This window comes from Shinella oryzae (assembly GCF_023038235.1).
GTDB classification, from domain to species: domain Bacteria; phylum Pseudomonadota; class Alphaproteobacteria; order Rhizobiales; family Rhizobiaceae; genus Shinella; species Shinella sumterensis.
The window spans coordinates 2,316,816-2,340,445 of record NZ_CP081987.1 but is presented as its reverse complement, the minus strand read 5'-3'; the positions used below and the strand labels follow the sequence as shown (position 1 = coordinate 2,340,445).

The window sequence follows — 23,630 nt, the reverse complement described above, 5'->3', positions numbered from 1 at the left end:
TCCCAAGACGAAAACCAGGGCCCGCAGATCCGCTCTGCGGGCCTTTTGCGTGACTTAGGCTGCCTTTTCCTTGGGGCGGCCCCATTCGGCTATCGCGATGCCGCCCAGCACGAAGAGCAGGGCGATCACATGGAACAGGTGGAGCGTTTCGCCGATGAGCAGCACCGAGAGGATCGTGCCGAAGATGGGAATTGCGTTTATGAACAGGCCCGCGCGGTTGGCGCCGATCATCTCGACCCCGCGGACATAAAGCACCTGCGAAAGCAGGGATGGGAAGATGCCGGCATAGAGCACCACCGCCCAGCCGATGGTGTCCGGAAAGATCGCGGCGCCCCGAGAGAGTTCCCAGAAGAAGAGGGGGATGGCGCTGAGCAGGGCGCCGAATGCCGAGGCTGCGATGAGCCCCTGCCACTGCACGTCCGGTTTCCAGCGCAGAGAAACGGTATAGGCGGCATAGACGATGCCCGCCACCAGCATGAGCGCATCGCCGAAGTTGAACTCCAGTTCCGCAAGCGCTGAAAAATCGCCGTGCGAGGCGGTGATGAGAACCCCGATCAGCGTCACGCTAAAGCCCAAAACCTGTGCGAGAGACGCCTGTATGCGAAACAGCACGAAGTTGAAGACGAAGATCAACATGGGAATGCCGGCCTGTTCGATGACGGCATTGATGGCGCTGGTATAGCCGAGTGCCGTGTAGAGCAGGGCGTTGAAAGCGGTAAAGCCGAACGCGCCGTAAAGCAGGAGCTGGAGCCAGTGCTTGCGGATGACCGGCCAGTCGCGCTTCACCTGCGGCAGCAGGAACGCCAGGATGATGAGGAGCGCGATGATCCAGCGGTATGTCGTCAGAACCATCGGGCTCACATGTCCCACGGCTATTTTGCCCGCCACGGAGTTCGCGCCCCAGAAAAGCGCGGTGACAGACAGGTAGAAATAGGCTCTGCTGTTCACGGCTGTATTGTCTCGATGGAGGAAGGGCGCGCGAACGGGCGCCGGCGGGTGCCACAGATAAGGCGAAAAAGCGCGGGAAGTCACTCAAAAAGCGGATGCCGGCCGTCATAACAGGGTCGCATTCCCAAAGACAACACAGTATAGATGCGCGGGTTTGAAGTCTGGCGCCCACGCATGTATCCATGCGTTTTCGCGCGAAAACGGGAAAGATGAAATGGCAAGTGTGGTGGTTGTCGGTTCGCAATGGGGTGACGAAGGCAAAGGCAAGATTGTCGACTGGCTTTCGGAACGGGCCGAGGTAATCGTTCGCTACCAGGGCGGTCACAATGCCGGCCATACCCTTGTCATCAACGGCATCAGCTACAAGCTGGCCCTGCTGCCCTCCGGTCTGGTGCGCGGCAAGCTCAGCGTCATCGGCAATGGCGTCGTTGTCGATCCGCACCATTTCGTCGCCGAAGTCGAGAAGCTGCGCGCGCAGGGCGTCGCCGTGACGCCGGACGTGCTGCGCATTGCCGACAACGCGCCGCTCATCCTGTCGCTCCACCGCGACCTCGACGCGCTGCGCGAGGATGCGGCGTCGGCCAGCGGCACCAAGATCGGCACCACCCGCCGCGGCATCGGCCCGGCTTATGAAGACAAGGTCGGCCGTCGCGCCATCCGTGTCATCGATCTCGTGGAGCCCGAGACGCTGCGCCCGAAGATCGAGCGCCTGCTGACGCACCACAACGCGCTGCGCCGCGGCATGGACCTTCCGGAAATCTCCGTCGAGTCGATCGAAGAGGAGCTGTCCGCCGTCGCCGCGCACATCCTGCCCTATGTCGACCGGGTCTGGGACCTTCTCGACAAGCAGCGCAAGGCCGGTGCCCGCATCCTGTTCGAAGGCGCCCAGGGCGCGCTGCTCGACAACGACCACGGCACCTATCCGTTCGTGACCTCGTCCAACACGGTCGCTGGGCAGGCCTCGGCCGGTTCGGGCCTTGGTCCCACGGCGATCAACTATGTATTGGGCATCACCAAGGCCTACACCACCCGCGTCGGTGAAGGCCCGTTCCCGTGCGAGCTGGAAGACGAGATCGGCAAGCACTTGGCGACGGTCGGCCGCGAGGTCGGCGTCAACACGGGTCGCCCGCGCCGTTGCGGCTGGTTCGATGCGGTTCTCGTGCGCCAGACGGTCAAGACGAACGGCATCACCGGCATCGCGCTCACCAAGCTCGACGTTCTCGATGGTCTGGACGAGCTGAAGATCTGCGTCGGCTACAAGCTCGACGGCAAGGAGATCGACTACCTGCCGGCCAGCCAGGGTCAACAGGCCCGCGTCGAGCCCATCTACATCACGCTGGAAGGCTGGAAGGAATCGACCGTCGGCGCGCGCCGCTGGGCGGACCTGCCGGCGCAGGCGATCAAGTATGTCCGTCAGGTCGAGGAGCTGATCGGCGCGCCGGTCGCGCTGCTTTCGACCAGCCCGGAACGTGACGACACCATACTTGTGACGGACCCGTTTGAGGATTAATCTCAAAATCAAAACAAGTTCCGCAACCTATTCCAATGGGATAGAGCGCGGGCACGATGGAAAGTTCTGATGGCGGATTTTGTAGCAGTCATTCGAAGGGCCGTTGACGGCCTCTCGGACAACAATGCCGAGATGCGGCAGAAGGTTTATGACAAGGCGCGCGGCGCGGTTCGCCGTCAGCTTGAATCCATGAACCCGCGCCCTTCCGATGACCTCATGAAGCGCCAGCTGGACAAGCTGGAAGCGGCGATCGAAAGCGTGGAAATCGACCATGCCGAGGCGCTGCCGGTCGAGGAGACCGTGCCGGAGCCCGTCGAGGAGATTGTCCCGGTTGCGGCAGTCGAGCCGGAACCCGTCGTCGAGGATCCGGCTCCCGCCGTCGAAACCGTCGAAGAGCCGGCAACGATCGAGGCCGAGCGTTATGACGCCCCGCCTGCGATCATCGACGTCTCGGAGCCGGAAGAGCCCGTCGAGGCCGAGACGCATGTCTATGAGCCCGAGGCTTATCACCATGAGCCGGTGGCCGAAGAGCCGGTTCACGCGCCGGTAGAGGAGCATCGTGAAGATGCTTTCGTCGAGGCCGCGCCGGTGGACGAGCCGGTCGCGTATGTCGAGCCCGAACCGGAAACGGAACCGCAGGTCGTCGAGGCCCGGTCCGAGCCGTCCTGGCAGGTGGAAGCCACGCCCGCAGACGATTACGTGCCCTCCTGGCAGGAGCCCGAGAGCGAGCAGCATTCGGTGGTGACACCTGATGCGGTCGAGGCCACCGAGGCTTTCGATCCGGTCCCGCATCAGGACTACGAGGTGCACGACGCGCATGTGCCCGAGGCCGATCCGGTGGCCGATGCGCACCTGCCCGATGTCGATGCCCAGTGGGAATGGCACGAACAGCCTTCCATCGAAACGCCGGCGGAAAAGTCGGTACCGGCCGCTCAGGAACCCGACCTGCTTGCCTGGGAATGGCCGCAGGACAAAGGCGCCGATGCCGAGAGCCAGCCCGAAAAGCCTGCCCGTGCCGACAGCTGGGGCGATCTCGACACGCTGCTCGGCAGCACGCCGGCCGCCGCCGCGACGGCCGCTGCCGCATCGCAGGCCAATATCGCCGGGGATGCATCTTCGCCGGCTGCGAGGTCGTCCATTTCGACGGCGGATACCGCCCGCGCACCGCAACGTTCGTTCCGCGCCGAGCCGCGCAAGTCCCGCCTCAATCTCGGCGCGCTTGCGGCAACCGTCGCGCTGCTGGCGATCGTCGGCGGTGCCGGCGCTGCATACTGGTTCAACCGCGATGCGGTGAATGTCTGGGTCAACGATCTCGTGGCGTCGGTTTCCGGCTCTGCGAGTGATGACCAGCCTGTAGACACGGCCGAGGGCACGCGCGACTTGTCGGCCGAGACGCCGCCGGCCGAGACGGCGCAGACGCCGCAGGAGAATACGGCGGGCGGCACGGAAGTCGCTGCCGTCACGCCGTCGAGCGGCGGCAAGTTCACCCAGCGCCTCCTGGCGGACGGTACGGAAGTGGACAACGGCCCCGCGCAGGCACTCGATGGCACGGCGGAAGAAGGCAAATCCGTTGCCGCGCAGACGACGGAATCGGCGTCCGCAGCTGCTGGAACCGGCACGCCCGCCGCTGGCAGCGAGACGGCAACGGCCGCGACCGAGGGTGCCGCGCAGACGCCGGCAGGCGGTACGACAGCTGCTGCCGGGACCGACACGCAGACGCCGGCAGCCGGGGGCGAGCAGGCCGCTGCCATCGGCGTGACGCAGAAGATGTTCCTCTACGAGGAGCGGCTCGGCCAGACATCGCCGACGGCGATCGAAGGCACGGTTGCATGGTCGTCCGGTGAGGAATCGCCGGGCGGAGACGCCAAGCCGGAACCGGTCGTGCGCGCGCAGATCAATGTTCCCTCGAAGGGCCTGACGGCGCTCGTCACCTTCCGCCGCAATGCCGACAATTCTCTGCCGGCAAGCCACATCATCGAACTCGTCTTCTCCTTGCCGGAGAACTTCGAGGGCGGCGGCATCGAAAGCGTGCAGCGCGTGGCGATGAAGCGCACCGAGCAGGATCGCGGCGATGCCCTCATCGCTGTGCCGGCGAAGATCACCGACGATTTCCACATGATCGCGCTGAACGACTTCCCCGAGGCGATCGCCAAGAATACGGAACTGCTGCGCACGCGGCCGTGGATCGATATCCCGATCACCTACCGCAACGGTCGTCGCGCCCTGCTGACCCTCGACAAGGGAACGGCCGGCTCCGAGGCCTTCGATAAGGTCATGCGCGCCTGGGCAGCGGCGGGCACCAGCCAGTAACGGCCCGCAGTCCGATTGGAACGAAAAAAGGCCCGGCATTTCTGCCGGGCCTTTTCGTTTCTGATATCGCTTGTGGGTCAGGCGTCTTCGATCACGCGGACGGCGTTGGCCTGCTCAGCCGCGTATTTCTGGACGGCCTCCTGCACCTTCTCGAAGGCGCGGACCTCGATCTGGCGGACGCGCTCGCGGCTGATATCGAACTCGGAGGAGAGTTCTTCCAGCGTGACCGGATCTTCCGCAAGGCGGCGGGCCTCGAAAATGCGGCGCTCACGGTCGTTCAGCACGCGCATGGCGCGGTCAAGCATCGCACGGCGCGTTTCTAGTTCGTCCTGCTCGATGAGCGTCTGCTCCTGGCTGTCGTGATCGTCGACGAGCCAATCCTGCCACTGGCCGGAATCGCCTTCGGATGCCTTGATCGGCGCGTTCAGCGATGCGTCGCCGGACAGGCGGCGGTTCATCGAGACAACTTCTTCCTCGGAGACCTTCAGCTTGGTCGCGATTTCCTTGACCTGATCGGGCCGCAGATCGCCGTCGTCGATTGCCTGGATCTTGCTCTTCATCCGGCGCAGGTTAAAGAACAGGCGCTTCTGGTTGGCGGTCGTGCCCATCTTCACGAGCGACCACGAACGCAGGATATATTCCTGGATCGACGCCTTGATCCACCACATGGCGTAGGTCGCCAGGCGGAAACCACGCTCGGGATCGAACTTCTTGACGGCCTGCATCAGGCCGACATTGCCCTCGGAGACGACTTCGCCGATCGGCAGGCCGTAGCCGCGATAGCCCATGGCGATCTTCGCCACGAGACGAAGGTGGCTCGTCACGAGCTGATGGGCGGCGTTGCGGTCGTCGTGTTCCTGGTAGCGCTTGGCGAGCATGTATTCCTGCTGCGGCTCAAGCATCGGAAATTTACGGATTTCGTCGAGATAGCGGTTGAGACCACCTTCTCCAGACGTAATAGACGGCAGTGTATTGCGGGCCATTCAGCACCCCTTTCTGAGACGGCTTCCATCGAGGCAAGCCTTGGTATGGAGCTTGATCCTGAAACAGGCTCCCCGTCAGCAACCACGCTCCCTGTGGGACATGGCGTCCCCACGATCCTAAAGATAGGTATGGCGAAACAATGGTTCAAGACGCCGCGCGCTTCACGGCTGCGTGAAGGCGGCGATGACGGACGGCTTTGCGCACTGTGCTGAGATGGTGCGCAAAGCCGGAAAATCAAGGGGTATCGGCGTCGTCCATGCCGCGCAGCGCGTTGATCAACTGCTCCATGTCGGCCGGCGGCGGCGCTTCGAAATGCATGGTTTCACCTGTTGTCGGGTGCTCGAACTGCAGCATGAAGGCGTGCAGCGCCTGCCGATGGAAACCGTTGACGACGGCGCGGGCCTTTTCGGGCAGGAGGTTGGCCTTGGTGCGGAAGGCCGCGCCATATTCGGGATCGCCAATCAGCGGATGGCCGATATGGGCCATATGCACGCGGATCTGGTGTGTGCGGCCCGTCTCCAGGCGGCATTCGACAAGCGAGGCGAGGCTGGTCGCCGCCTCCGTCTCCATATAGCGCTCGACCACCGTATAGTGCGTGATGGCCTCCCGGGCATCGTCGGCGTCTTCGCGCTTGACGGCCCGCTTGGTGCGGTCATTGCCTCGGCCCAGCGGCGCATCGATGGTGCCCTTCAGCTGGCGGGGGCGGCCCCAGACGACGGCCTGGTAGGCCCGTTCCAGCGGGCCGGAGCGGCCGTGGTCGGCGAACTGGTCGGAGAGGTGGCGGTGGGCGGCGTCGTTCTTCGCGGCGACCATGACGCCGCTCGTTTCTTTGTCGAGGCGGTGCACGATGCCCGGGCGGCGCACGCCGCCGATGCCGGAAAGGCTCGTTCCACAATGGGCGATCAGGGCATTGACGAGCGTGCCCGTCCAGTTGCCGGCGCCGGGATGCACGACGAGCCCCGCAGGCTTGACGAGCACGATCAGGTCGTCGTCCTCGTAGAGCACGTCAAGCGGGATATCCTCGCCCTGGGGTTCGGGGTCTCGGGGAGCGGGGAGCGCCAGTTCCACCACGTCGCCCGGCTGGATCTTGCGCTTCGGCTCCGTCGTGACCTTGCCGTTGACGACGGCCGCGCCTTCCTCGATCAGCGCCTTGATGCGGCTGCGCGAAAAGTCGCCTGCAAGGGTCGCGGCCAGCCACGCATCCATGCGTCCCTCGGCGTCTTCGGGCACGGTCAGGACTTTTCTTGTGGCGTCGGCTTCTTTAAAGGGGTCGGTCATCGTTCAATCATACTCATTGCCGGAAGGGCGCCGCCATGTCCAACATCGAAAACGACGATCAGGAAGACAAGCCGCTCGACCCGGTCATGGAAAACGTCCGTCGCAAGATGATGCGCCTGCAACTGATCTCCGGCGGCATCATGTTCCTGATGTTCCTGGCGGTGCTTGCCGCCATTGTCTATAAGATCAACACGCGGGATGGCAAGCCGGAAGCGGTGGCAACCTCCAGCGGCCTGTCCGTGCCCAGCGATGCGCCGGTCAAGGCGACGGCGGTGCTGCCTGACGGCTTTGCCGTGTCGGCCGTATCGCAGTCGGGCGGCCAGATACTCTTCTACGGTGTGATGCCCGGCGGCGCGCGCAAGGCTCTGGTGTTCGATATCGCCGCTGGCCGCATCGTCGCCGAGATCGATGTCGCGGGCAACTGAACCGGATGGCCGCGACACCGGTCCGCATCGATGATCCGGCCGATCCGCGCATCGCCGGCTTCGTTTCCATCCGCGAGCGTGACCTGACCGGCCGGGACGGCCTTTTCATCGCCGAGGGCACCGTGGTGCTGCGCATGCTCGGCCAGCCCGCAGCAATGGCCAACGGTTTTGCCGCCGAGTCGATCCTGCTTCTGGAAAATCGCCTTTCAGGCGTTGCGAATATCCTGGTCTCGTTTCCCGACACCGTCCCGGTCTATGTCGCGTCGCAGGCCGTGTTCGATGCCGTCGCCGGTTTCAACATGCATCGCGGCGTGCTTGCCCTCGGCCGTAAACCGTCCCTGGACCGGACGGCCTCCCTGATGGATCGCCTGCCGGAAACGAGCCTGGTTCTCGCCGGCTGCGGCCTTTCCAACCATGACAATGTCGGGTCGATCTTCCGCAATGCCGCTGCCTTCGGGGCCGATGCGGTGTTTCTCGACGAGACGTCCTGCGACCCGCTCTATCGCAAGGCCATCCGCGTCTCCGTCGGCTCGGTTCTGAGCGTGCCGTTCTCGCGCGGCCTTGCGGCTCAGGTCATGCTGGAGCGGCTTGCGGCGGAAGGCTTCGAGATCTGGGGACTTTCGCCGCGCGGCGGGGTTTCCGTGTCGGCCATTCCGGCGACGAGGCGCATCGCGCTGGTGCTGGGCACCGAAGGGGAGGGGCTGCCGGAAAACATCCTGTCCTCCTTCCGCACGGCCCGCATTCCGCAACGGCCGGGGCTCGACAGCCTGAATGTCGCGACGGCCAGCGGAATCGCGCTTTACCAGATCGCGCTTGCGATGGGCCGGGTCGGCTGAGGAGCCGATCAGCTCTCGTCGCTGCCGAGCCGTTCGCGGACCCGGCCTGCGAGGCTTTGGTCGTCGCCTTCGAGTGACGGGTCGATCGTTGCGATCAGATCGTGGACGGGTGAACTGGCCCCTTCGCGCGCCGCGGTCAGCACGATCATCTTGCTGGCGAGATCCGCCATTTCCTCGCGAAGCGCCGCGTCGTTGCCGCCGTTGCCCGCTGCCATAAGCCGTTCCGTCAGCGCGGTGCCCTGGTTCCGGACGTCCTCTTCCAGCGTGGCGATATCGATTGGCGGCACCGACTTGGCCTTGACCGGGCGGTGGGGCGTGATCCGGTTGGCGGCGATCGTATGGGCAAGCCCGGTGGTGCGCGCGGCCTTGGCCGCTTCTTTGTTTTCCGCAGTCAATGTCTTCACCTTGTCCCGAAGACGATCGATTTCGGCGATACGCCGCTCGATGGCGTTGTCCTTGTCGGCGCTGCCGGCAAGCTCGCGTGTCAGCCGGGTTTCCAGCTGGCGCGCGCGGCCTTCCTCGCGCGACACACGAAGCTCCAGCGATTTTGCCTTCTCGCCAGCCGTCTTCAGGTCTTCGCGCGCCTTGTCGCGCTCGTCCTTCAGGTTGGTGATGCGGCTCTTCAGGGCTTCGATCGTGGTGTCGCGCGTGGCGACATCGATCTTCATGTTGTCGATATCGGCCTCGAAATGCGCGATCGTGGCGTTGAGGCGTTCGATCTCGTCAAGTCGTGCACGGATCTCGCGGTCGGCATTGGCGACGGCGGCGCGCAACTGCTCGCTCTTCATCTCCTCGCGGCGCAGCGCCGAGCGCATGTCGCCGGCCTCGATGTTCATATCGGCGATCTGGGCGTGCAGTTCGGCATTTTCCGTGCCGACGGCGGCGGCATCCGCAAGAAGCTTTTCGCTGCGCACCATCTCCTGCGTGCGCTTCTCGCGTTCGCGGCGCACGGTCTGCGCCAGCCGCGCATTTTCGGCGGCAAAGGCGGCGCGGGCCATGTCCTTCTGCGCACGCACTTCCTGCGGGCTGAGCGGCATGGTGGCGCGCATGCGGTCTTCGGTGAACTTGACGACGCGCTTCTGGACGGCCGGCGCGACAAGGAGACCGGTCAGCGTGGCGGCGAGGAAGCCGAGCGCAAAGAGAAGGGCATACTCGATCACGGATCTACCTAACAGCGCCAAGACGGAAGCCCGGCGCGGGACCGGGCGGCTCACTATAGCGGCTCGCCCGGATTTGCGGGAGGGGGTGTCCCGGCGAAATCAACTTTCGATTAACCAGGCGGGCCGGGACAGGTTTTCCTTCGATCAGAAGGGGTTCCAGGTCGGCTGGCGTGTCAGTTTGAGATAGCCGGCATTGATGCCGAGGCGCGCGCCGACGCCGGTGCGGATCGGCACCAGAACGATATCGCGGTTGACGTTCACCTGCATGCCGACGCCGGCAATGACATAGGCCGAGCCGGAAACGCCGCCGAAACGATCGTAAAGCGCATTCACGTCAGGCAGATTGTAGACGAGCATCATCGTGCGGCTGCCCTGGCCGCCCCAGTCGAGGCCCAGGGACGGGCCCTGCCAGAAAACCGGATGCTGGCCGGCATTCTTGGTGTTCAACGTGCCTTCGCCATAGGTCAGGCCCGCGACGAAGGCGCCGGATCCTTCCTGGCCGAGGATGTAGCCATTGGGCAGGCCGTAGGATTCGAAGGCGCGTTCCACCACCTTGGCCAGCCCGCCGGAAGCCTCACCGAAGAAGCCGTGCCCGGCATCGATGATTTCCTGCATGCTGTACTGATTCGATTGCTGCGCGGCGGCAGGTCCTGCGAGGACGATTGCCATGGCCGCCGCCGTCACGATCCTGAACGCCGCGGTGAGGAGATTTGAACCAATCATATCCCGTTCGCCTTCCTTTTGTTCTAGGCTCCGTTCCTTGCAGCAATTTGATCCGAGGGTATTAACAATCGGTTTACCAAATGTGGTGTCATTATGGCTGTCTTTAAATGGAACACGCCTCGCGCAATTCAGGCGTGCTATGCGTCGCGCGGAATGTATCCGCGTGCGCCTTTGACGAGGCGTCCCGCGATGAATGAATGCGTGGATCTGGGAGAATTTTATGGCGAAAAATCCGAACCTTACGCTGACAGGTCCCGATCTGGCAGCGCTTCTTTGCAGCCGTGTCTGCCATGACGTCATCTCGCCCGTCGGTGCGATCAACAACGGGCTCGAACTGCTCGACGAGGGCGGCGCCGATGCCGAGGCGATGGATCTCATCCGCGCCAGTGCGCTCAACGCGTCCGTCCGGCTGAAGTTCGCCCGCCTGGCCTTCGGCGCCTCCGGCTCCGTCGGCGCTTCGATCGATACGGGCGAGGCGGAGAAGGCCGCGCGCGATTTCGCGGCCGCCGAAAAGAAGACGGAAGTCACCTGGACGGGCCCGCGCGCCATCATCCCGAAGAACAAGGTCAAGCTCTTGCTCAACCTGTTCCTCGTGGCCTACAGCGCGATACCGCGCGGTGGTTCGATCGATATCAGCCTTGAGAATCCCGAGACCGACACGGTCTTCAAGCTCGCCGCCAAGGGCCGCATGCTGCGCGTTCCGCCGAAGTTCACGGAATTGCTTTCCGGCACGCCGGAAGAGGCGGTCGATGCCCATTCGATCCAGCCCTATTATACGGTTCTGCTGGCCGATGAAGCCGGCATGGAGCTCGCCGTTGAGCCGGGTGACGACGAGATCGTGTTCTCGGCCCGCTCGATTGTTGCTTCTGAATGATCCGCGTCGGCGGCCGTGGCGTTAACCATGGCCGCTAACGCTTTGTTTGCCAGCCGACGGTAAGCTGCACCTGTATCGTTCCTGCCGGATGGCGGGAGACCTAGGAGCAGATAATGCAGCGGTTGATGATCGCCGACGGTTCCGATGTCGTCCGGAAGGTCGGCAAGCGTATTCTTTCCGGTTTGGATTTCCTCGTTCTCGAAGCGTCCAGTGCACTTGAAGCACTCGTGCGCTGTGAGGCGGAATTGCCCAATATCCTCATCGTCGATGCCACCATGGACGGCGCGCTCGAGTTGATCGGCAATGTCCGCAACCTGCCGCAGGGCAAGTCCGTCCGCATCTTCTATTGCGTGGTCGAGGCCGACCTGAAGAAGATGATGATGGGCAAGCGCGCCGGCGCCGACGATTTCCTGCTCAAGCCCTTCGATCGCAAGATCCTGACGCAGGTCTTCGGCAGCCTCTCGATCGCTGCCTGATCAGACGTCCCGTTCAGACATGTCGCGACGCGGCCGCTCCCCGGAGCCGGCCGCGTTCTGCTTTTCGCGACACAGAAGGCGGGAACCGCGGCCAAAAGAAAACCCGCCGGCAAGCGGCGGGTTTCGAAATACGTGAGCGGGGAGGGGGATCAGGCGCTTTCGGCGTAGTCGCCGTCCGGTTCGCGCAGCACATAGCCGCGGCCCCAGACCGTCTCGATGTAATTGGCGCCGCCGGCGGCGTTTGCGAGCTTCTTGCGCAGCTTGCAGATGAAGACGTCGATGATCTTCAGTTCCGGCTCGTCCATGCCGCCATAGAGGTGGTTCAGGAACATTTCCTTGGTCAGCGTCGTGCCCTTGCGCAGCGAGAGCAGCTCGAGCATCTGGTATTCCTTGCCCGTCAGGTGCACGCGCTGGCCGCCGACTTCGACGGTTTTGGCGTCGAGGTTGACGATGAGCTCGCCCGTCGAGATGACCGACTGGGCATGGCCCTTGGAGCGGCGCACGATGGCGTGAATGCGGGCGACTAGTTCGTCCTTGTGGAACGGCTTGGTCATGTAGTCGTCGGCGCCGAAGCCCAGGCCGCGCACCTTATCCTCGATACCGGCCATGCCGGAGAGGATGAGGATCGGCGTCTTGACCTTGGACAGGCGCAACGTGCGAAGAACTTCGTAACCCGACATGTCGGGCAGGTTCAGGTCGAGCAGGATGATGTCGTAATCATACAGCTTGCCCAGATCCACGCCTTCCTCGCCGAGGTCGGTGGTGTAGACATTAAAGCTTTCGGACTTCAGCATCAGTTCGATGCTCTGCGCTGTCGCGCTATCGTCCTCGATGAGTAGAACCCGCATATCTGTCCCCTTTTCCGCCGCTCAAGGTATCCTGGCCCCCTACGCGATACGGATCCAGTCGTTGCCTGATTTGGAGGCTGCCACGAAATGGTTAACAAATCCTGATTCACTTTGGCAAGGTGTATCGATCTGTTAATTATTTCGGGCAGTCCCCTGATTTTTCATATGAATCAGAATTGTGACTCTTAACATACAAAGTGAAGAAACACAGCTAACCGACTCTTTAGACTCGTCAATGCGGAACATGTCGTTTTTTGCGAACCGCATTTACCGAGCCTTAAACCATGGTCCCTATGATTAACGATGCCCGTAAACGAAAGGTTACCAGCGGTAGGATTTCATTAATCTCGCTGAATTTTTTTTAAGGTCCGGCACTCTGGCCGGTCTGCGGGCGAAAATGGCGGTGCGCGGCGCGTGGTGATTCACCATGGTTCGTGTGCCGATTTGGAGTGCCGGTGAGCGGTCGGATGTGTTTTTCGGCGATCGTTCACTTCAATGCCGGGGTCTCGCTATCCACGGGAGTATTGCGTATGAAGTCGCGTGAGAGCCTAGTTCGCCTGAAGGAATTTCAGGTCAAAGACAAGAGACGGCAGCTGGCCCAGCTTCAGTTGATGATGTCCGAATTCGAACGGATGTCGAAGGAACTGGAAACCCAGATCGCCATCGAAGAGAAGAAATCCGGGATCACCGATCCCACCCACTTCGCCTATCCCACGTTTGCCAAGGCAGCACGGCAGCGCTCCGACAACCTCCAGGTCTCCATTCGGGAACTGAAGGTGCAGCAGGACGCGGCCGAACTTTCGCTGGAAGAGGCGGAAGCGGAGTTCGCCAAGGCGGCGGCGCTGGAAGAGCGCGACAACGCGGTGCGCCTGCGCGCCTGAGGACAAGACCTCTGAAGACCCCTCGCGAGTGGCCGCAAGACCGCTCACGAGGGTTCTTGGTGTTTTCAGGCGTTGACGACGTCCGCCCACTCCTTGTGGCGAAGCGCCTGAGCCCGGAAGAACGGGCAGAGCGGCATGATCTTCCAGCCGCCTTTGCGCGCTTCTTCGACGGCATGGGCCGCGAGCGCCTGCCCGACGCCCTTGCCGCGCAGCGCATCGGGAACACCCGTGTGATCGATGATGACGAGCTGCGCGGATGCGCGGGAATAGGTCATTTCCGCTTCGTGCCCCTCGACGACGGTGTAGTAGCGGCCCTTCGAGCCGGTGTCTTCGTGCCGGATGTCCATGATGATGTCCTCGCTCCTTTGCGTTGACGCCATATTTTCCTCTTCGGGGGCAGACGGCAAGCTCCGCTGCGGTGAACAGTTCGTGCTGCATCCGGATGCGCCGGGTGGTATCGAAGGCAATTCGAAACGCGAAACCGCCCATGATTCTCGTCGTGCCCGTTCTCCTGGTTCTCTCAGCGATGTCGCTGGCGCTCGGCCTCGTCCTGCCGCTCGTGCATTTCAAGAAGCTCTACTTTTTCAGCGAAACACCCTCGCTGATCGACATCGTCGTTTCGCTCTGGGGGCAGGGGAGTGGCGGCCTGGCGGTGCTGATCGCGCTGTTTTCCATCGTCTTTCCGGTGGTGAAACTGTTCGCCATCACGCTGGAGGCGACGGCACCCGCCTCGAGCGGTGGCCGGAAGACCTGGCTTGCGCGATTGCTGCCGGTGCTCGGAAAATGGTCGATGATGGATGTCATGCTGGTGGCGCTGGTCATCGTCGCGGCGAAGACGAGCGGCATGGCCTCGGCGTTCACGCAGCCGGGCCTCTGGTTCTACGCAGCCTCGGCCATCATGACAGGCCTTCTGCAAACGACATTGCGGCCGCATTGAGCGGCCGCTGTCGGTCTTGACGGATGATGGAATTGCCTAGTGGCGGTACTGCTGGATGCGCGTGGTGCGCAGGCCCGCGAGGCCATGATCGTTGATGGAGGACTGCCAGGACAGGAATTCTTCGACCGTCAGCGTGTAGCGTTCACAGGCTTCCTCGAGGCTGAGCAGCCCGCCACGCACGGCGGCGACGACTTCGGCCTTCCGGCGAATCACCCAGCGCCGTGTATTGGCCGGCGGCAGATCGGCGATCGTCAGTGGGCTGCCATCGGGGCCGATGACGTATTTAACGCGGGGTCGTATCAGATCGGTCATTGTACTCTCTACATAAACGCAAGACCATATGAGCGAACTGTAGCCCGCCACATTTAAGATTTGCCTAAGCGCATGCTAACAATTTTCTAATCTTTTGAGCGGCTTCGCAGGCAAAGCTGCCGTTGGAAACGCTTTACTTTCCGCAACGTCGGGCGGATTGCCCGCCGCATGGCCCGCATGGGAGCCATGCAAATATTTCATTTCTATTTTATTCAAATACTGCTAATACGCGCAAAAATTCGGAGGCGGCTATCGGATCGATGGCACCGGAAGCCTCCAGGAAGCACCCAATCGCATACCATCCGCAAGCTGTTTCCCTTCGGGAGATGGCTTTAAGCGGCGTTTTTCGCCGCCATTTGAACGCCGGGTGCCCCTGAAATTTTCCGGACCGAGAATACACCCGAGCCCGGTGCGCAAGCGCCGGCGTTGGAAACGGAAAATGAGAGACCAAGACAACATGCTCGTGCGGCAGGGCTGGTTGCCCGAATTTCTGGCCGCGGCACACATCGAGACCGTGCAGACCGAATACGAGGTGCTTCACCTCATGCGTCAGTGCGCCGACCATTTCGCCTTCACGCACTTTCTCGTGACGCGCTTTCCCGCGAATGCACAGCAGCGTTTTGCCGAGCGCCTGATGGTCAGCAACTGGCCGGCCGATCTCGTGCGCAAGTACGATGCGATGAACCTCTTCCATATCAGCCGGCTTGCGCTCGACACGGGTGCGACCAAGCTGCCGGTGCAGGGCGACAGCTCGCTGCTCGCACCCGTCGACTGGGAGAACACCCAGGCCGGCGAGGCGGTCGCGCTTGCCGAAAGCCACGGGCTTTCCACGTCGACGGCGTTCCTTTTGCACTCCACGACGTCGGATCCCTATCTCATGATGTTTTCCGGCATACGCAAACCGTTGTCGCGCCCGGAGCTCGCGGAGCTGCATTTCGCGGCGTTGCAGCTTTTCGAATGTCTCGAGAAGACCTTCACGGCGGCCACCGCCGGACGCGAAAAGCTCTCCAGCCGTGAGGTCGAGTGCCTGCGCTGGGCTGCCGCCGGCAAGAGCAGCGACGAGATCGCCGTCATCCTCGGCATCTCCGTCTATACGGTCAGCAGCTACTTCAAGAGCGTGACCCGCAAGCTGAAAGCGGTCAATCGCATGCAGGCCATCGCCATCGCCATGCGCCTGCGCCTCATCTGAGGGCGTCGGACGCGCTGGTGGTCCGAACGAGGCGGTTTCAGGCCTTCTCTTGCCCTTGGAGCGGCAAGTTTCTATATGTCGCCCGAAAGGCACTCCGGCTTGACGGGGCGCCGTAACGGCCGGTTTCGGCCCCAGGACAAGGTGTCCGGTGACAAGGGTCCCGCGGCACCGGAATGGACCTCGCGTGAACAGTCTCGATTTCGATCGCAAGCCGGAAGATACCCGCGTCGTCGTCGCCATGTCCGGCGGCGTCGACAGTTCCGTCGTGGCCGGCATCCTGAAACGCGAGGGCTACGACGTTCTCGGCATCACGCTGCAGCTCTATGACCATGGTGCGGCCGTGCACCGTGCCGGCTCCTGCTGTGCCGGCCAGGACATCGACGATGCACGCCGTGTGTGCGAAACGCTGGGCATTCCCCATTACGTGCTCGACTACGAGAAGCGTTTCCGCGAAACGGTGATCAATCCCTTCGCCGAGAGCTATGTCGCCGGCGAAACGCCGATCCCCTGCGTCGCCTGCAACCAGACCGTCAAGTTCGCCGATCTTCTGGCGACCGCCAAGGATCTCGGCGCCGACGCACTGGCGACGGGGCATTATATCCGCTCGCGACCCAACCCGGTGCCGGGCGCCCCGGAGCGCCGCGCGCTCTACCGCCCCGTCGATGCGGAACGCGACCAGAGCTATTTCCTTTTCGCCACCACCCAGGAACAGATCGACTACCTGCGCTTTCCGCTCGGCCATCTTTCCAAGGCTGAAACCCGCGCGCTGGCTGAAGAAATGGGCCTTGTCGTCGCCAAGAAGGCGGATAGCCAGGACATCTGTTTCGTTCCGCAGGGCAAGTATTCCGATATCGTCAACAAGCTGAAGCCGAATGCCGCACTGGCCGGTGACATCGTGCATATCGATGGCCGCCATCTGGGGCAGCATGACGGTATCCTGCACTACACGATCGGCCAGCGCCGCGGCATCGGCGTGGCGACGGGCGAGCCGCTTTATGTGGTCTACCTCGATGCGCGCTCGCGGCGCGTGATCGTCGGCCCGAAGGAAGCGCTCGAAACGCGCCGGCTTTATCTGCGTGACATCAACTGGCTCGGAGACGGCGATCTCGATGCGGTCGCCGCGGCCGGCTTCGATTGCTACGCCAAGGTCCGTTCCACCCGACCGCCGCGCCCGGCGCGCCTTCAGGCGAACGAAGGCGGCATCTATGTCGAGCTCGAAGAAGGCGAGGCCGGTGTCGCTCCGGGGCAGGCCTGCGCGCTTTACTCTGGCGAAGGCGAGGACGCCCGCATCTATGGCGGGGGTTTCATCCAGCGTTCCGAGCGGGAGCCCGCGGCCGAAGAGGCGCTGAAGCGCATCCTGTCGACCCCGGTGGCCGCCTAGCGCCAAGCACGTGCCAAGGCCCTTGCGGACAAAGCGATTTTTCCTGCGAAGGTCGCTTGACACCCGCAGGAACAGCGCCTTATAAGCCGCGCACCGGACGCGAACGCACATCGTTGTCGATCGTCCCGTCGGGCGGCGGAGTAGCTCAGTAGGTTAGAGCAGAGGAATCATAATCCTTGTGTCGGGGGTTCGAATCCCTCCTCCGCTACCATCGAATTTTCCCAAGAAATCAGATCGAGAATGCGCCGTTATAAGGACGGCATGCGTCGACACCGTCCGTTGTTTAACGAACGGGGAAGCTCTCCCGTATAGGATGCGGCCAGTTTATTCCGGCCCGTTGCGCGTTACCGCGCAGGCGGCGTGTAACCTGCGAAATGCATCATGACCGAAACGCCGTCCTCATCTCTCCTGTCGATCGTCCGGCTTTCGGATTTTTCGCCGTTCCAGCGGGAGCCGCAGCGGCCGGCGGAATTCAGGACGGATGATTTCGATCGCAAGTTCGATAGCGATATCCTGATCTACGACGCGTTTCGTCGGCTGGATGGCAAGGTCGTGCTGCTCGGGCCGCCGCTTTTCAATCTCGAGCCGCTGCTTCGGCCCGACAGCATCCGTGCGCTTCCCGGCAACGGCGTCTGTGCTTTTCGTTACCGCAAGCTCGACCGCCACATGCAGATCATCGTGGACGCGCCGGCCGATTGCACGGCCCTCTCGCTGACCCTCGGGGGGCACCGCGCCGAGGTGGTCGTCGGGGCCAATCTGTCCGAACGCTTTGCCGGGCGTCGCGTGCTTTTCACGCTGTCAAAGAACAACGACCCGGTCTGGATACGCGATTGGGCGCGCTTCGCGCATCGGTTCCACGGAGCCGATGCCGTGCTGTTTTACGACAACCTGTCCGACCGATACGGGCTGGATACGGTGCGGGATGCGCTCTCCGGCGTTGCGGGCACCGAAATCGCCGAAGTCGTGTCCTGGCCTTTCAAATACGGGCCGCAGGGGCTGGATGCGTGGCGCTTCTGGGACTCCGATTTCTGCCAGCTGGGTGCCTGGGAGCAGGCGCGATGGCGTTTCCTGGCAATGGCGCGCTCAGTACAGGTCGGGGACATCGATGAATTGGTCTTGTCGAAGACCGGCAAGAGCGTTTTTGCGGCTGCCGAGGACGATTTCTTCGGCACCGTGCGCTACCGCGGTCGGTGGGTCTTGGGAACGGACAGAATGCCGCCGCTCGACACTGATACTCCGCGGCGGCATACGGATTACGACACCGTGTTGAAGCCGCTGGAGCGTCGGCGCTTCGGCATCTTGCGGCAGGATGCGAATGCTTCCCCGCCGAAATGGACGGTTGTACCGCGCCGCTGCCCTGAAACGGCGCAGTGGGGGGTGCATCGCATAGCCAACTGGCTGCCTGCCGCGAGGGTCAGTTCGGCCTTCTGTTATCGCCATTTCCGCGAGATCAACAGCAACTGGAAGTACGATCGCCTGGGTCGCGACGCCTTCGATCCCGCCGTGCATGAGATCGATCAGGACCTGATCGATTATTTCGCGCGGTGGAAAGCGAACTGACGTCGTTCGGAATCAGGCCAGCCTGGCGCGCAGGCGCGCGAGCATCGTCCATGCCGTCGCGCGCAGCGAGAGCACGTCGAGCAGGATGGCCGAAAGGCCATAGGCGGCGATGCCGACGCTGACGGCGAGCAGCAGCGACAGGGCGGGTCCGAAGGGGCTCATCGCCAGCACGGAGAATGTCGATCCGGCCATGATCGCCGTGGCGAGCGTCACCTTGCCGATATCCGTCAGCTTGAAAGATAGCGGCTGGGCCCGGAACGACAGAATATAGCCGAGAACCATGCCGCAGAATTCGGTGAAGACGAGTGCCCAGGCTGCGCCGACGAGGCCATAGGACGGTACGAGCAGGAACATCGCGCCCAGATTGACCGCGAGCATCGCCAGCCCCTGATAGAGCATCAGCGACGGCTTTCGGCCGAGATGGAAGCTTGCATGGACATATTGCTGGGTGATCGCCTGGAACAGCCAGGAGAAGGCGAGGATCGGCATGACCGTTTCGCCGGCCTCACGAAATTCTGCGCCCAGCATCAGCTGCGAGAGCGGGCGCGCGACAAGCGCCAATCCCACGACCGCCGGCAGCACAACGGCCAGCAGCAACTCGGCGCTGCGCTCCAGATGGTGGCGGGCAGCCACGGGCTCGTCGTTCGCCAACAGCCTTGCCGCGACGGGAATGATGGCCGAGCCGATGGCGATGGACGGGAAGAGAATGATTTGCCGCACGAGATCGGCGACGGCGCCGTAGGTTCCAGCACCGGCCTCGCCGAGATAGGCGAGGATGATGAGGCGGTCGAGCAGCGCATGGAGCGCAAAGGCGCCGCCCGAAATGGTCATCGGCACGCCGAACTGCACGAGATTGCGCAGGATCGCCTGGTCGAAGCCGCGGCGGGGCGCTCGCCAGACGCTGCGCGCGGAAACCAGTGCCGCCAGCGCATAACCGAGACAGATGCCGATCAGGAAACCTTCCCCGCCGTAACCGGCAAGCACGAAGACCATGGAAAGCGCGAAGGAGGCGATGGACCGCAGGATGACGGCGCGGGCATAGGAGCCCGCTTCCTGCCTGACCCGGAATATATCCTGGCCGAATTCGAAGAAGGCGAGGAGGAAAGCGACGAGAACGGCGAACGCACCCTGCCAGAACGGCACATTGGCGAGGACGGAGGCGATGCCGGCCGTAACGGGAGCGAGCAGCAGCAGGCCGAGATAGCAGACGAGGGCGGTGCCGCGCATATCCGTTTCCGGTCCGCCGTGATTGAAGCGGACGACGGAAAGCCGGATCCAGGAGAAGGCGATTGCCGAGATCACGCCGGCAAGGCCCATGACGACGACGTAGAGGCCGTATTGATCGGGCGTCAGCAGATGCGTGAAGACGACGATGGACAAGAAGCCGAGGATCGCCGACACCATATGCGCCGCAAGATATGTGGAAGCCTGCCGCAACATGCCTCAGGCCCCCGCGACGGCCTGTTTGATCGTCCGCATCATCGGCTTTTCCCTGTAGTCCTCGTCCAGCGGCAGCGGTCGGTTGGCCTGTCCGTCCGCGCGCTTGTACCAGATGGGAACCCAGGTATAGCGATCCGTTATGCCCCAGGTGACGACCGCGGTCGGCCGAGTGACGTCGAGGATTGCGCCCAGGAGAGCGCCGACGCGCTTGGCGGCGATCGCGTCTCTCTCCTTGATGTCGGCGGGAAGCTGGTCGTCGATCACGTCGAGTTCCGTCACCAGGACGTCGAGACCCATATCCTTGACGTCGGACACGAAACGCGAAACCTCGTCCTTGTCGATCTCTTCGTTGCCGGGAAGGTGGGCCTGCAAGCCGAGCGCCTGAACGGGCACGTCGCGGTCGCGCAAGCGGCGCAACAGATCGAGCATCGCCCGGCGGCGCGCGCTGGATTTCGCCGTCGCTGCCTCCAGCCCGTAGTCGTTGATAACGAGCTGGGCGGCCGGATCGGCGGCGCGGGCGGTGTGGAACGCGAGGTCGATGTAATATTCGCCAAGATTGGCCGACCAGACGGAGTCGCGCAGGCCGACACGCGGTCCATCATCGGAAAGCGCCTCGTTGACGACATCCCAGCTCGGGATGCGTCCCTTGTAGCGCCCGACGACGGTTTCGATATGCGTCATCAGCTCCCGGCTCGTCTCGGCCTCGCCCTTCAGTTGCAGCGCCCAGTCGGGCATGGCGGCATACCAGGCCAGCGTATGGCCGCGCATCTTCATGCCGTTGGCTTCTGCAAAGGCGATGAGGCGGTCGGGCTGGTCATAGACATATTGCGAGGGGGAGGGGCGCAGGTCCGCCCATTTCATCCCGCCTTCACCCACGAGGAGCTGGCAGTGCTCGATGAGGGCCTTCTGGTAGGCGGCGTCCGTCTGGAGCGGCCCGTCGCTGACGGCGGCCCCGAAGGGAATGGCCGAATGCGATGCGGCGGCGGCGCCCTCGAAGAGCCCGCGGGTCCACAGTGCAAGACCGGCGGCACCAGCTGCCGTGACGAAATCTCGTCTGCGCATTCAAGCCACACTTTCCGTTCGACCCGCGGCGCTTCATGCGCGCAAGGCTGCGCCAGCGGGGCTGGCTTGTTCCCGCGATCATAGGGCCGACGGGTAATTGCAACGTTAAGAGTAGTCCTTAACGCGTTCTTCAGACGGCAAGTCTACAGTCGGGACCATCGTCGCGATCCTTGCACCGGTCGCGCGCGGCTCGATTTCGCGGAAAATGCAATGAACAGCACCCCTCTCGACAGCAACGTGGAAGCCGTGGTCTGCATCCCGACCTTCCGCCGCCCGGACTGGCTGCGCCAGACGCTCGAATCCGTGCTTTCGCAGGAAACCGACTTTCCCTTCGCCATCGTGGTCGTCGACAACGACGCGGCCAATCCCGCTGGCCACGCCGTGGCGAAGGCGATGCTCGAGACGAACGGTATACCGTCGACGCTGGAGATCGAGCCCTCGCAGGGCAATTGTCATGCGATCAATCGCGCCTTTTCTTCCGCGCTCGACACCTATCCGTCGGCGCGCTGGTTTCTGATGATCGATGACGACGAGATCGCCGAAGCCGGCTGGCTGCAACATATGGTGGAGACGGCGCGGCGCACCGCGGCCGATATCGTCGGCGGCCCCGTCACGCGGACATTCGATGCGGACGTGCCCGCGTCCATCCGCAACCATGCGATCTTCGGTTCCATCGAGGGCGCGACCCGTCAGGTCGATATGATCCACGGATCGGGAAACTGCCTGATCGCGCGGCACGTCTTCGAACGCTTCGGAGCGCCGTTCTTCGACCTGCGGTTCAATTTCCTGGGCGGCGGCGACATGGAGTTCTTCACCCGCTGCCGGCTCGCCGGTTACAAGGCCTGGTGGTGCGCCGAGGCGATCATCCACGAGACGGTTCCGTCCGACCGGTCCAATCCGAAGTGGCTCATGAAGCGGTCGATCCGCATCGGCAGCATCAATTTCGTGATCGACCGGCTGCATATGGGCGCTTTTGCCGGCGTGAAGGTTTTCGTGAAGAACCTCGTCAGCCTCAGTCTCGGCGTCGTGCGCTCGCTGGTGATCCTGCTGCGGACGGGCCAGATCATTCCGGCGACACATCCGCTGCTGATGTCGGTCGGCCGCATGGCGCCGCTTCTTGGGCTAACGCCCCGGCCGTATGAGGCGAAGGCCTGAGGGTCAGCCGCGTCGCGTACGTTTGCCGGCAACGGCCGGGCTATCGCCCTTCACTAGCTTCGAGCGGGCCTGCAGGCCCAGGCCGAAGACGCTGAGCAGGATGGTGAACCACACCGGGCCGGTGTTCACGTAGAAAGCGCTTTCCAGGCACGACAGGAAAAGGCCGAAAAGCCAGATCCGCAGGAAGAGCCGCGTGAGGCGGATGTCGTTTTCGCTTTTCAGCGCTGCGGTGGCGTTGCGTAGCGGCGAATACACCATCCAGACCAATGTCAGGATCAGGCCGGGCAAGCCGGCGTTCACCATTGCTTCCACATAGGCATTGTGGGCGTTTGCCGCCGTCACGGCCCAGGTTTCGAGGGCGGCGTCGCTATCGAACAGCGCCTGGGTCTGCCAGAAGGACTGGAAGCCGTAGCCGAGCAGCGGCCGCTGTTGGATTGCGTCGATGGAGAGCCGCCAGATGGAGCTTCGGTCCGTGAAGGTCGCATCGACGCCGAGGCTCGTCAGCGTGTCCGCGACCGAGGGCGACAATGCCGAGCCGAGGAGGATGGTGTTGGCGACGATGAGGATGCCCCACACCATCAGCCCCCGGATTTTTCTGAACCGCTCGAAGGCCCAGGCGACGAGCAGGGTGAAGGGCACCATGATCGTCGACGTCTTGCCGCCGGAGAAGAGGACGAAGAGCAGCGCGCTGATGGCCAGTGCCCAGCCTAGGCGTTTCGATCCGGTGGACGCGATGTAGAGTCCGATGAAGACGGCCATCGCCATGGCTGCGGCGGTGATGTTCTTGTGGCTGTAGATGCCGCGCCAGCTGCCGGCGAGCGAAGCTTCGAGCCCGTCCGTCGCCTGGTGGATGGCGCGCACCGGCAGCGCGATCACGCCGATATAGGAGAGGCCGACGACGATGCTGACGATGCAGGCAAGGGTGAAGGTGAAGTCAGCCTGGCTGCGCGGCACGAGCAGGAAGGCGTTCGCGCAGAAGCAGACGATGACCACGAACATCATGCGCCGGAAGCCGGCCGAAGGATCGTTGCCAAGCAGGGCCGTTGCCGTGAACCACACAAGAATGAGCGTCAGGAGAAGGCGCTGCTGGAAGACGAGCTTCCACGCCTTGGTGGCCGCAAGGCTGGCGAGGATACCGCCAGCCATGAGCAGCACGATGATCTGGTTGAGCGCACTGGAGCTTGTGCCCCATCCGGCGTCCGATGTCAGCTCGGACATGTCGGGCAGCGGCGACAGCGTGATCCAGAAATACGCCATAACGATGAAGAGGATGGGCCTGACCGAGCGGCGGCTTGCGGAGGTGTCGTGCTCGAAGGGCTTGATGACGACGGTCGTTGCCAT

The 23,630-nt window shown here is 63.1% G+C and carries 23 protein-coding genes and 1 tRNA gene; 13 read left to right on the top strand and 11 right to left on the bottom strand.

The annotated features are described in order from the left end of the window. Positions 1–54: 54 nt before the first annotated feature. Positions 55–948 (bottom strand): DMT family transporter, encoded by an 894-nt coding sequence (locus K6301_RS11460; RefSeq protein ID WP_247217023.1) that lies wholly within the window; start codon positions 946–948, stop codon positions 55–57. A gap of 214 nt (positions 949–1,162) precedes the next feature. Here K6301_RS11460 and K6301_RS11455 point away from each other — a divergent pair, with 214 nt between their 5' ends. Together K6301_RS11455 and K6301_RS11450 are read left to right on the top strand one after the other, a co-directional pair. Further along, positions 1,163–2,458, top strand: a complete 1,296-nt coding sequence (locus tag K6301_RS11455) for an adenylosuccinate synthase (protein ID WP_134645747.1) — start codon at positions 1,163–1,165, stop codon at positions 2,456–2,458. Between the two features lie 69 nt (positions 2,459–2,527). Next, positions 2,528–4,768, top strand: a complete 2,241-nt coding sequence (locus tag K6301_RS11450) for a hypothetical protein (RefSeq protein WP_247217021.1) — start codon at positions 2,528–2,530, stop codon at positions 4,766–4,768. Positions 4,769–4,845: 77 nt separating this feature from the next. Here the strand turns inward: K6301_RS11450 and rpoH are convergent, their stop codons facing one another. Together rpoH and K6301_RS11440 are read right to left on the bottom strand one after the other, a co-directional pair. Beyond that, positions 4,846–5,751 (bottom strand): RNA polymerase sigma factor RpoH, encoded by a 906-nt coding sequence (gene rpoH, locus K6301_RS11445; RefSeq protein WP_134645743.1) that lies wholly within the window; start codon positions 5,749–5,751, stop codon positions 4,846–4,848. A 235-nt stretch (positions 5,752–5,986) separates the two neighbouring features. Continuing rightward, positions 5,987–7,030, bottom strand: a complete 1,044-nt coding sequence (locus tag K6301_RS11440) for an RluA family pseudouridine synthase (protein ID WP_247217019.1) — start codon at positions 7,028–7,030, stop codon at positions 5,987–5,989. Positions 7,031–7,065: 35 nt separating this feature from the next. Here K6301_RS11440 and K6301_RS11435 point away from each other — a divergent pair, with 35 nt between their 5' ends. Together K6301_RS11435 and K6301_RS11430 are read left to right on the top strand one after the other, a co-directional pair. Continuing rightward, positions 7,066–7,455, top strand: coding sequence for a hypothetical protein (locus K6301_RS11435; protein ID WP_160871601.1), 390 nt, complete (start codon positions 7,066–7,068; stop codon positions 7,453–7,455). A 5-nt stretch (positions 7,456–7,460) separates the two neighbouring features. Then, the gene (locus K6301_RS11430) at positions 7,461–8,291 is read left to right on the top strand and encodes a TrmH family RNA methyltransferase (protein WP_247217018.1); all 831 of its coding nucleotides are present in this window, start codon (positions 7,461–7,463) and stop codon (positions 8,289–8,291) included. A gap of 8 nt (positions 8,292–8,299) precedes the next feature. Here K6301_RS11430 and K6301_RS11425 read toward each other — a convergent pair whose 3' ends face one another. After that, entirely contained in the window at positions 8,300–9,451 is a 1,152-nt protein-coding gene (locus tag K6301_RS11425) for a coiled-coil domain-containing protein (protein WP_247217017.1), read from the bottom strand. A 144-nt stretch (positions 9,452–9,595) separates the two neighbouring features. Further along, entirely contained in the window at positions 9,596–10,120 is a 525-nt protein-coding gene (locus K6301_RS11420; RefSeq protein ID WP_370340519.1) for a DUF1134 domain-containing protein, read from the bottom strand. A gap of 274 nt (positions 10,121–10,394) precedes the next feature. On the opposite strand from K6301_RS11420, the gene chpT reads away from it, so the two are divergent. Further along, a complete protein-coding gene (chpT, locus tag K6301_RS11415; protein ID WP_160871603.1) occupies positions 10,395–11,048 on the top strand; it encodes a histidine phosphotransferase ChpT in 654 nt (217 codons plus the stop codon). 113 nt (positions 11,049–11,161) lie between these two features. After that, positions 11,162–11,524 (top strand): response regulator, encoded by a 363-nt coding sequence (locus K6301_RS11410; RefSeq protein WP_134645729.1) that lies wholly within the window; start codon positions 11,162–11,164, stop codon positions 11,522–11,524. 149 nt (positions 11,525–11,673) lie between these two features. Here K6301_RS11410 and ctrA read toward each other — a convergent pair whose 3' ends face one another. Next, the gene (gene ctrA, locus K6301_RS11405; RefSeq protein WP_018327818.1) at positions 11,674–12,372 is read right to left on the bottom strand and encodes a response regulator transcription factor CtrA; all 699 of its coding nucleotides are present in this window, start codon (positions 12,370–12,372) and stop codon (positions 11,674–11,676) included. A gap of 530 nt (positions 12,373–12,902) precedes the next feature. On the opposite strand from ctrA, the gene K6301_RS11400 reads away from it, so the two are divergent. Continuing rightward, the gene (locus tag K6301_RS11400; protein WP_134650592.1) at positions 12,903–13,253 is read left to right on the top strand and encodes a flagellar export protein FliJ; all 351 of its coding nucleotides are present in this window, start codon (positions 12,903–12,905) and stop codon (positions 13,251–13,253) included. Between the two features lie 65 nt (positions 13,254–13,318). Here K6301_RS11400 and K6301_RS11395 read toward each other — a convergent pair whose 3' ends face one another. Next, a complete protein-coding gene (locus K6301_RS11395; protein WP_134650662.1) occupies positions 13,319–13,600 on the bottom strand; it encodes a GNAT family N-acetyltransferase in 282 nt (93 codons plus the stop codon). Positions 13,601–13,695: 95 nt separating this feature from the next. Between K6301_RS11395 and K6301_RS11390 the strand changes: the two genes are divergently transcribed. Then, positions 13,696–14,190, top strand: a complete 495-nt coding sequence (locus tag K6301_RS11390; RefSeq protein ID WP_425475337.1) for a paraquat-inducible protein A — start codon at positions 13,696–13,698, stop codon at positions 14,188–14,190. A gap of 36 nt (positions 14,191–14,226) precedes the next feature. Here the strand turns inward: K6301_RS11390 and sciP are convergent, their stop codons facing one another. Next, on the bottom strand, positions 14,227–14,502 hold the full coding sequence (sciP, locus tag K6301_RS11385; protein ID WP_023515011.1) for a CtrA inhibitor SciP: 276 nt from the start codon (positions 14,500–14,502) through the stop codon (positions 14,227–14,229). 439 nt (positions 14,503–14,941) lie between these two features. Between sciP and K6301_RS11380 the strand changes: the two genes are divergently transcribed. From K6301_RS11380 to K6301_RS11365, 4 genes are all read left to right on the top strand, one after another. Then, positions 14,942–15,691, top strand: coding sequence for a helix-turn-helix transcriptional regulator (locus K6301_RS11380; RefSeq protein WP_247217015.1), 750 nt, complete (start codon positions 14,942–14,944; stop codon positions 15,689–15,691). Positions 15,692–15,875: 184 nt separating this feature from the next. Continuing rightward, positions 15,876–17,072, top strand: coding sequence for a tRNA 2-thiouridine(34) synthase MnmA (gene mnmA / locus K6301_RS11375; RefSeq protein ID WP_247217014.1), 1,197 nt, complete (start codon positions 15,876–15,878; stop codon positions 17,070–17,072). Positions 17,073–17,206: 134 nt separating this feature from the next. Continuing rightward, positions 17,207–17,283 (top strand) — tRNA-Met (locus K6301_RS11370). A gap of 341 nt (positions 17,284–17,624) precedes the next feature. Then, positions 17,625–18,632: a hypothetical protein gene (locus tag K6301_RS11365; protein ID WP_247217013.1), complete on the top strand. Its 1,008-nt coding sequence runs from the start codon at positions 17,625–17,627 to the stop codon at positions 18,630–18,632. 12 nt (positions 18,633–18,644) lie between these two features. Here K6301_RS11365 and K6301_RS11360 read toward each other — a convergent pair whose 3' ends face one another. Together K6301_RS11360 and K6301_RS11355 are read right to left on the bottom strand one after the other, a co-directional pair. Next, on the bottom strand, positions 18,645–20,072 hold the full coding sequence (locus tag K6301_RS11360) for an oligosaccharide flippase family protein (protein ID WP_247217012.1): 1,428 nt from the start codon (positions 20,070–20,072) through the stop codon (positions 18,645–18,647). A 3-nt stretch (positions 20,073–20,075) separates the two neighbouring features. Further along, positions 20,076–21,134 (bottom strand): endo-1,4-beta-xylanase, encoded by a 1,059-nt coding sequence (locus tag K6301_RS11355; protein ID WP_247217010.1) that lies wholly within the window; start codon positions 21,132–21,134, stop codon positions 20,076–20,078. A 210-nt stretch (positions 21,135–21,344) separates the two neighbouring features. Here K6301_RS11355 and K6301_RS11350 point away from each other — a divergent pair, with 210 nt between their 5' ends. Beyond that, the gene (locus K6301_RS11350; protein ID WP_247217003.1) at positions 21,345–22,289 is read left to right on the top strand and encodes a glycosyltransferase family 2 protein; all 945 of its coding nucleotides are present in this window, start codon (positions 21,345–21,347) and stop codon (positions 22,287–22,289) included. A 3-nt stretch (positions 22,290–22,292) separates the two neighbouring features. On the opposite strand, the gene K6301_RS11345 is transcribed toward K6301_RS11350, so the two are convergent. Further along, positions 22,293–23,630, bottom strand: a complete 1,338-nt coding sequence (locus K6301_RS11345; protein ID WP_247217001.1) for an O-antigen ligase family protein — start codon at positions 23,628–23,630, stop codon at positions 22,293–22,295.

What these genes read in the sequence shown, in the direction of transcription:
- K6301_RS11355 (WP_247217010.1), bottom strand. Translation starts at nt 21,134, where the DNA reads ATGCGCAGACGAGATTTCGTCACGGCAGCTGGTGCCGCCGGTCTTGCA.
- K6301_RS11450 (WP_247217021.1), top strand. Translation starts at nt 2,528, where the DNA reads ATGGCGGATTTTGTAGCAGTCATTCGAAGGGCCGTTGACGGCCTCTCG.
- K6301_RS11410 (WP_134645729.1), top strand. Translation starts at nt 11,162, where the DNA reads ATGCAGCGGTTGATGATCGCCGACGGTTCCGATGTCGTCCGGAAGGTC.
- K6301_RS11350 (WP_247217003.1), top strand. Translation starts at nt 21,345, where the DNA reads ATGAACAGCACCCCTCTCGACAGCAACGTGGAAGCCGTGGTCTGCATC.
- sciP (WP_023515011.1), bottom strand. Translation starts at nt 14,502, where the DNA reads ATGACCGATCTGATACGACCCCGCGTTAAATACGTCATCGGCCCCGAT.
- K6301_RS11400 (WP_134650592.1), top strand. Translation starts at nt 12,903, where the DNA reads ATGAAGTCGCGTGAGAGCCTAGTTCGCCTGAAGGAATTTCAGGTCAAA.
- K6301_RS11360 (WP_247217012.1), bottom strand. Translation starts at nt 20,072, where the DNA reads ATGTTGCGGCAGGCTTCCACATATCTTGCGGCGCATATGGTGTCGGCG.
- K6301_RS11395 (WP_134650662.1), bottom strand. Translation starts at nt 13,600, where the DNA reads ATGGACATCCGGCACGAAGACACCGGCTCGAAGGGCCGCTACTACACC.
- rpoH (WP_134645743.1), bottom strand. Translation starts at nt 5,751, where the DNA reads ATGGCCCGCAATACACTGCCGTCTATTACGTCTGGAGAAGGTGGTCTC.
- K6301_RS11390 (WP_425475337.1), top strand. Translation starts at nt 13,696, where the DNA reads ATGCGCCGGGTGGTATCGAAGGCAATTCGAAACGCGAAACCGCCCATG.
- K6301_RS11440 (WP_247217019.1), bottom strand. Translation starts at nt 7,030, where the DNA reads ATGACCGACCCCTTTAAAGAAGCCGACGCCACAAGAAAAGTCCTGACC.
- chpT (WP_160871603.1), top strand. Translation starts at nt 10,395, where the DNA reads ATGGCGAAAAATCCGAACCTTACGCTGACAGGTCCCGATCTGGCAGCG.
- K6301_RS11345 (WP_247217001.1), bottom strand. Translation starts at nt 23,630, where the DNA reads ATGGCAACGACCGTCGTCATCAAGCCCTTCGAGCACGACACCTCCGCA.
- K6301_RS11380 (WP_247217015.1), top strand. Translation starts at nt 14,942, where the DNA reads ATGAGAGACCAAGACAACATGCTCGTGCGGCAGGGCTGGTTGCCCGAA.
- K6301_RS11435 (WP_160871601.1), top strand. Translation starts at nt 7,066, where the DNA reads ATGTCCAACATCGAAAACGACGATCAGGAAGACAAGCCGCTCGACCCG.
- ctrA (WP_018327818.1), bottom strand. Translation starts at nt 12,372, where the DNA reads ATGCGGGTTCTACTCATCGAGGACGATAGCGCGACAGCGCAGAGCATC.
- K6301_RS11430 (WP_247217018.1), top strand. Translation starts at nt 7,461, where the DNA reads ATGGCCGCGACACCGGTCCGCATCGATGATCCGGCCGATCCGCGCATC.
- K6301_RS11455 (WP_134645747.1), top strand. Translation starts at nt 1,163, where the DNA reads ATGGCAAGTGTGGTGGTTGTCGGTTCGCAATGGGGTGACGAAGGCAAA.
- K6301_RS11420 (WP_370340519.1), bottom strand. Translation starts at nt 10,120, where the DNA reads ATGGCAATCGTCCTCGCAGGACCTGCCGCCGCGCAGCAATCGAATCAG.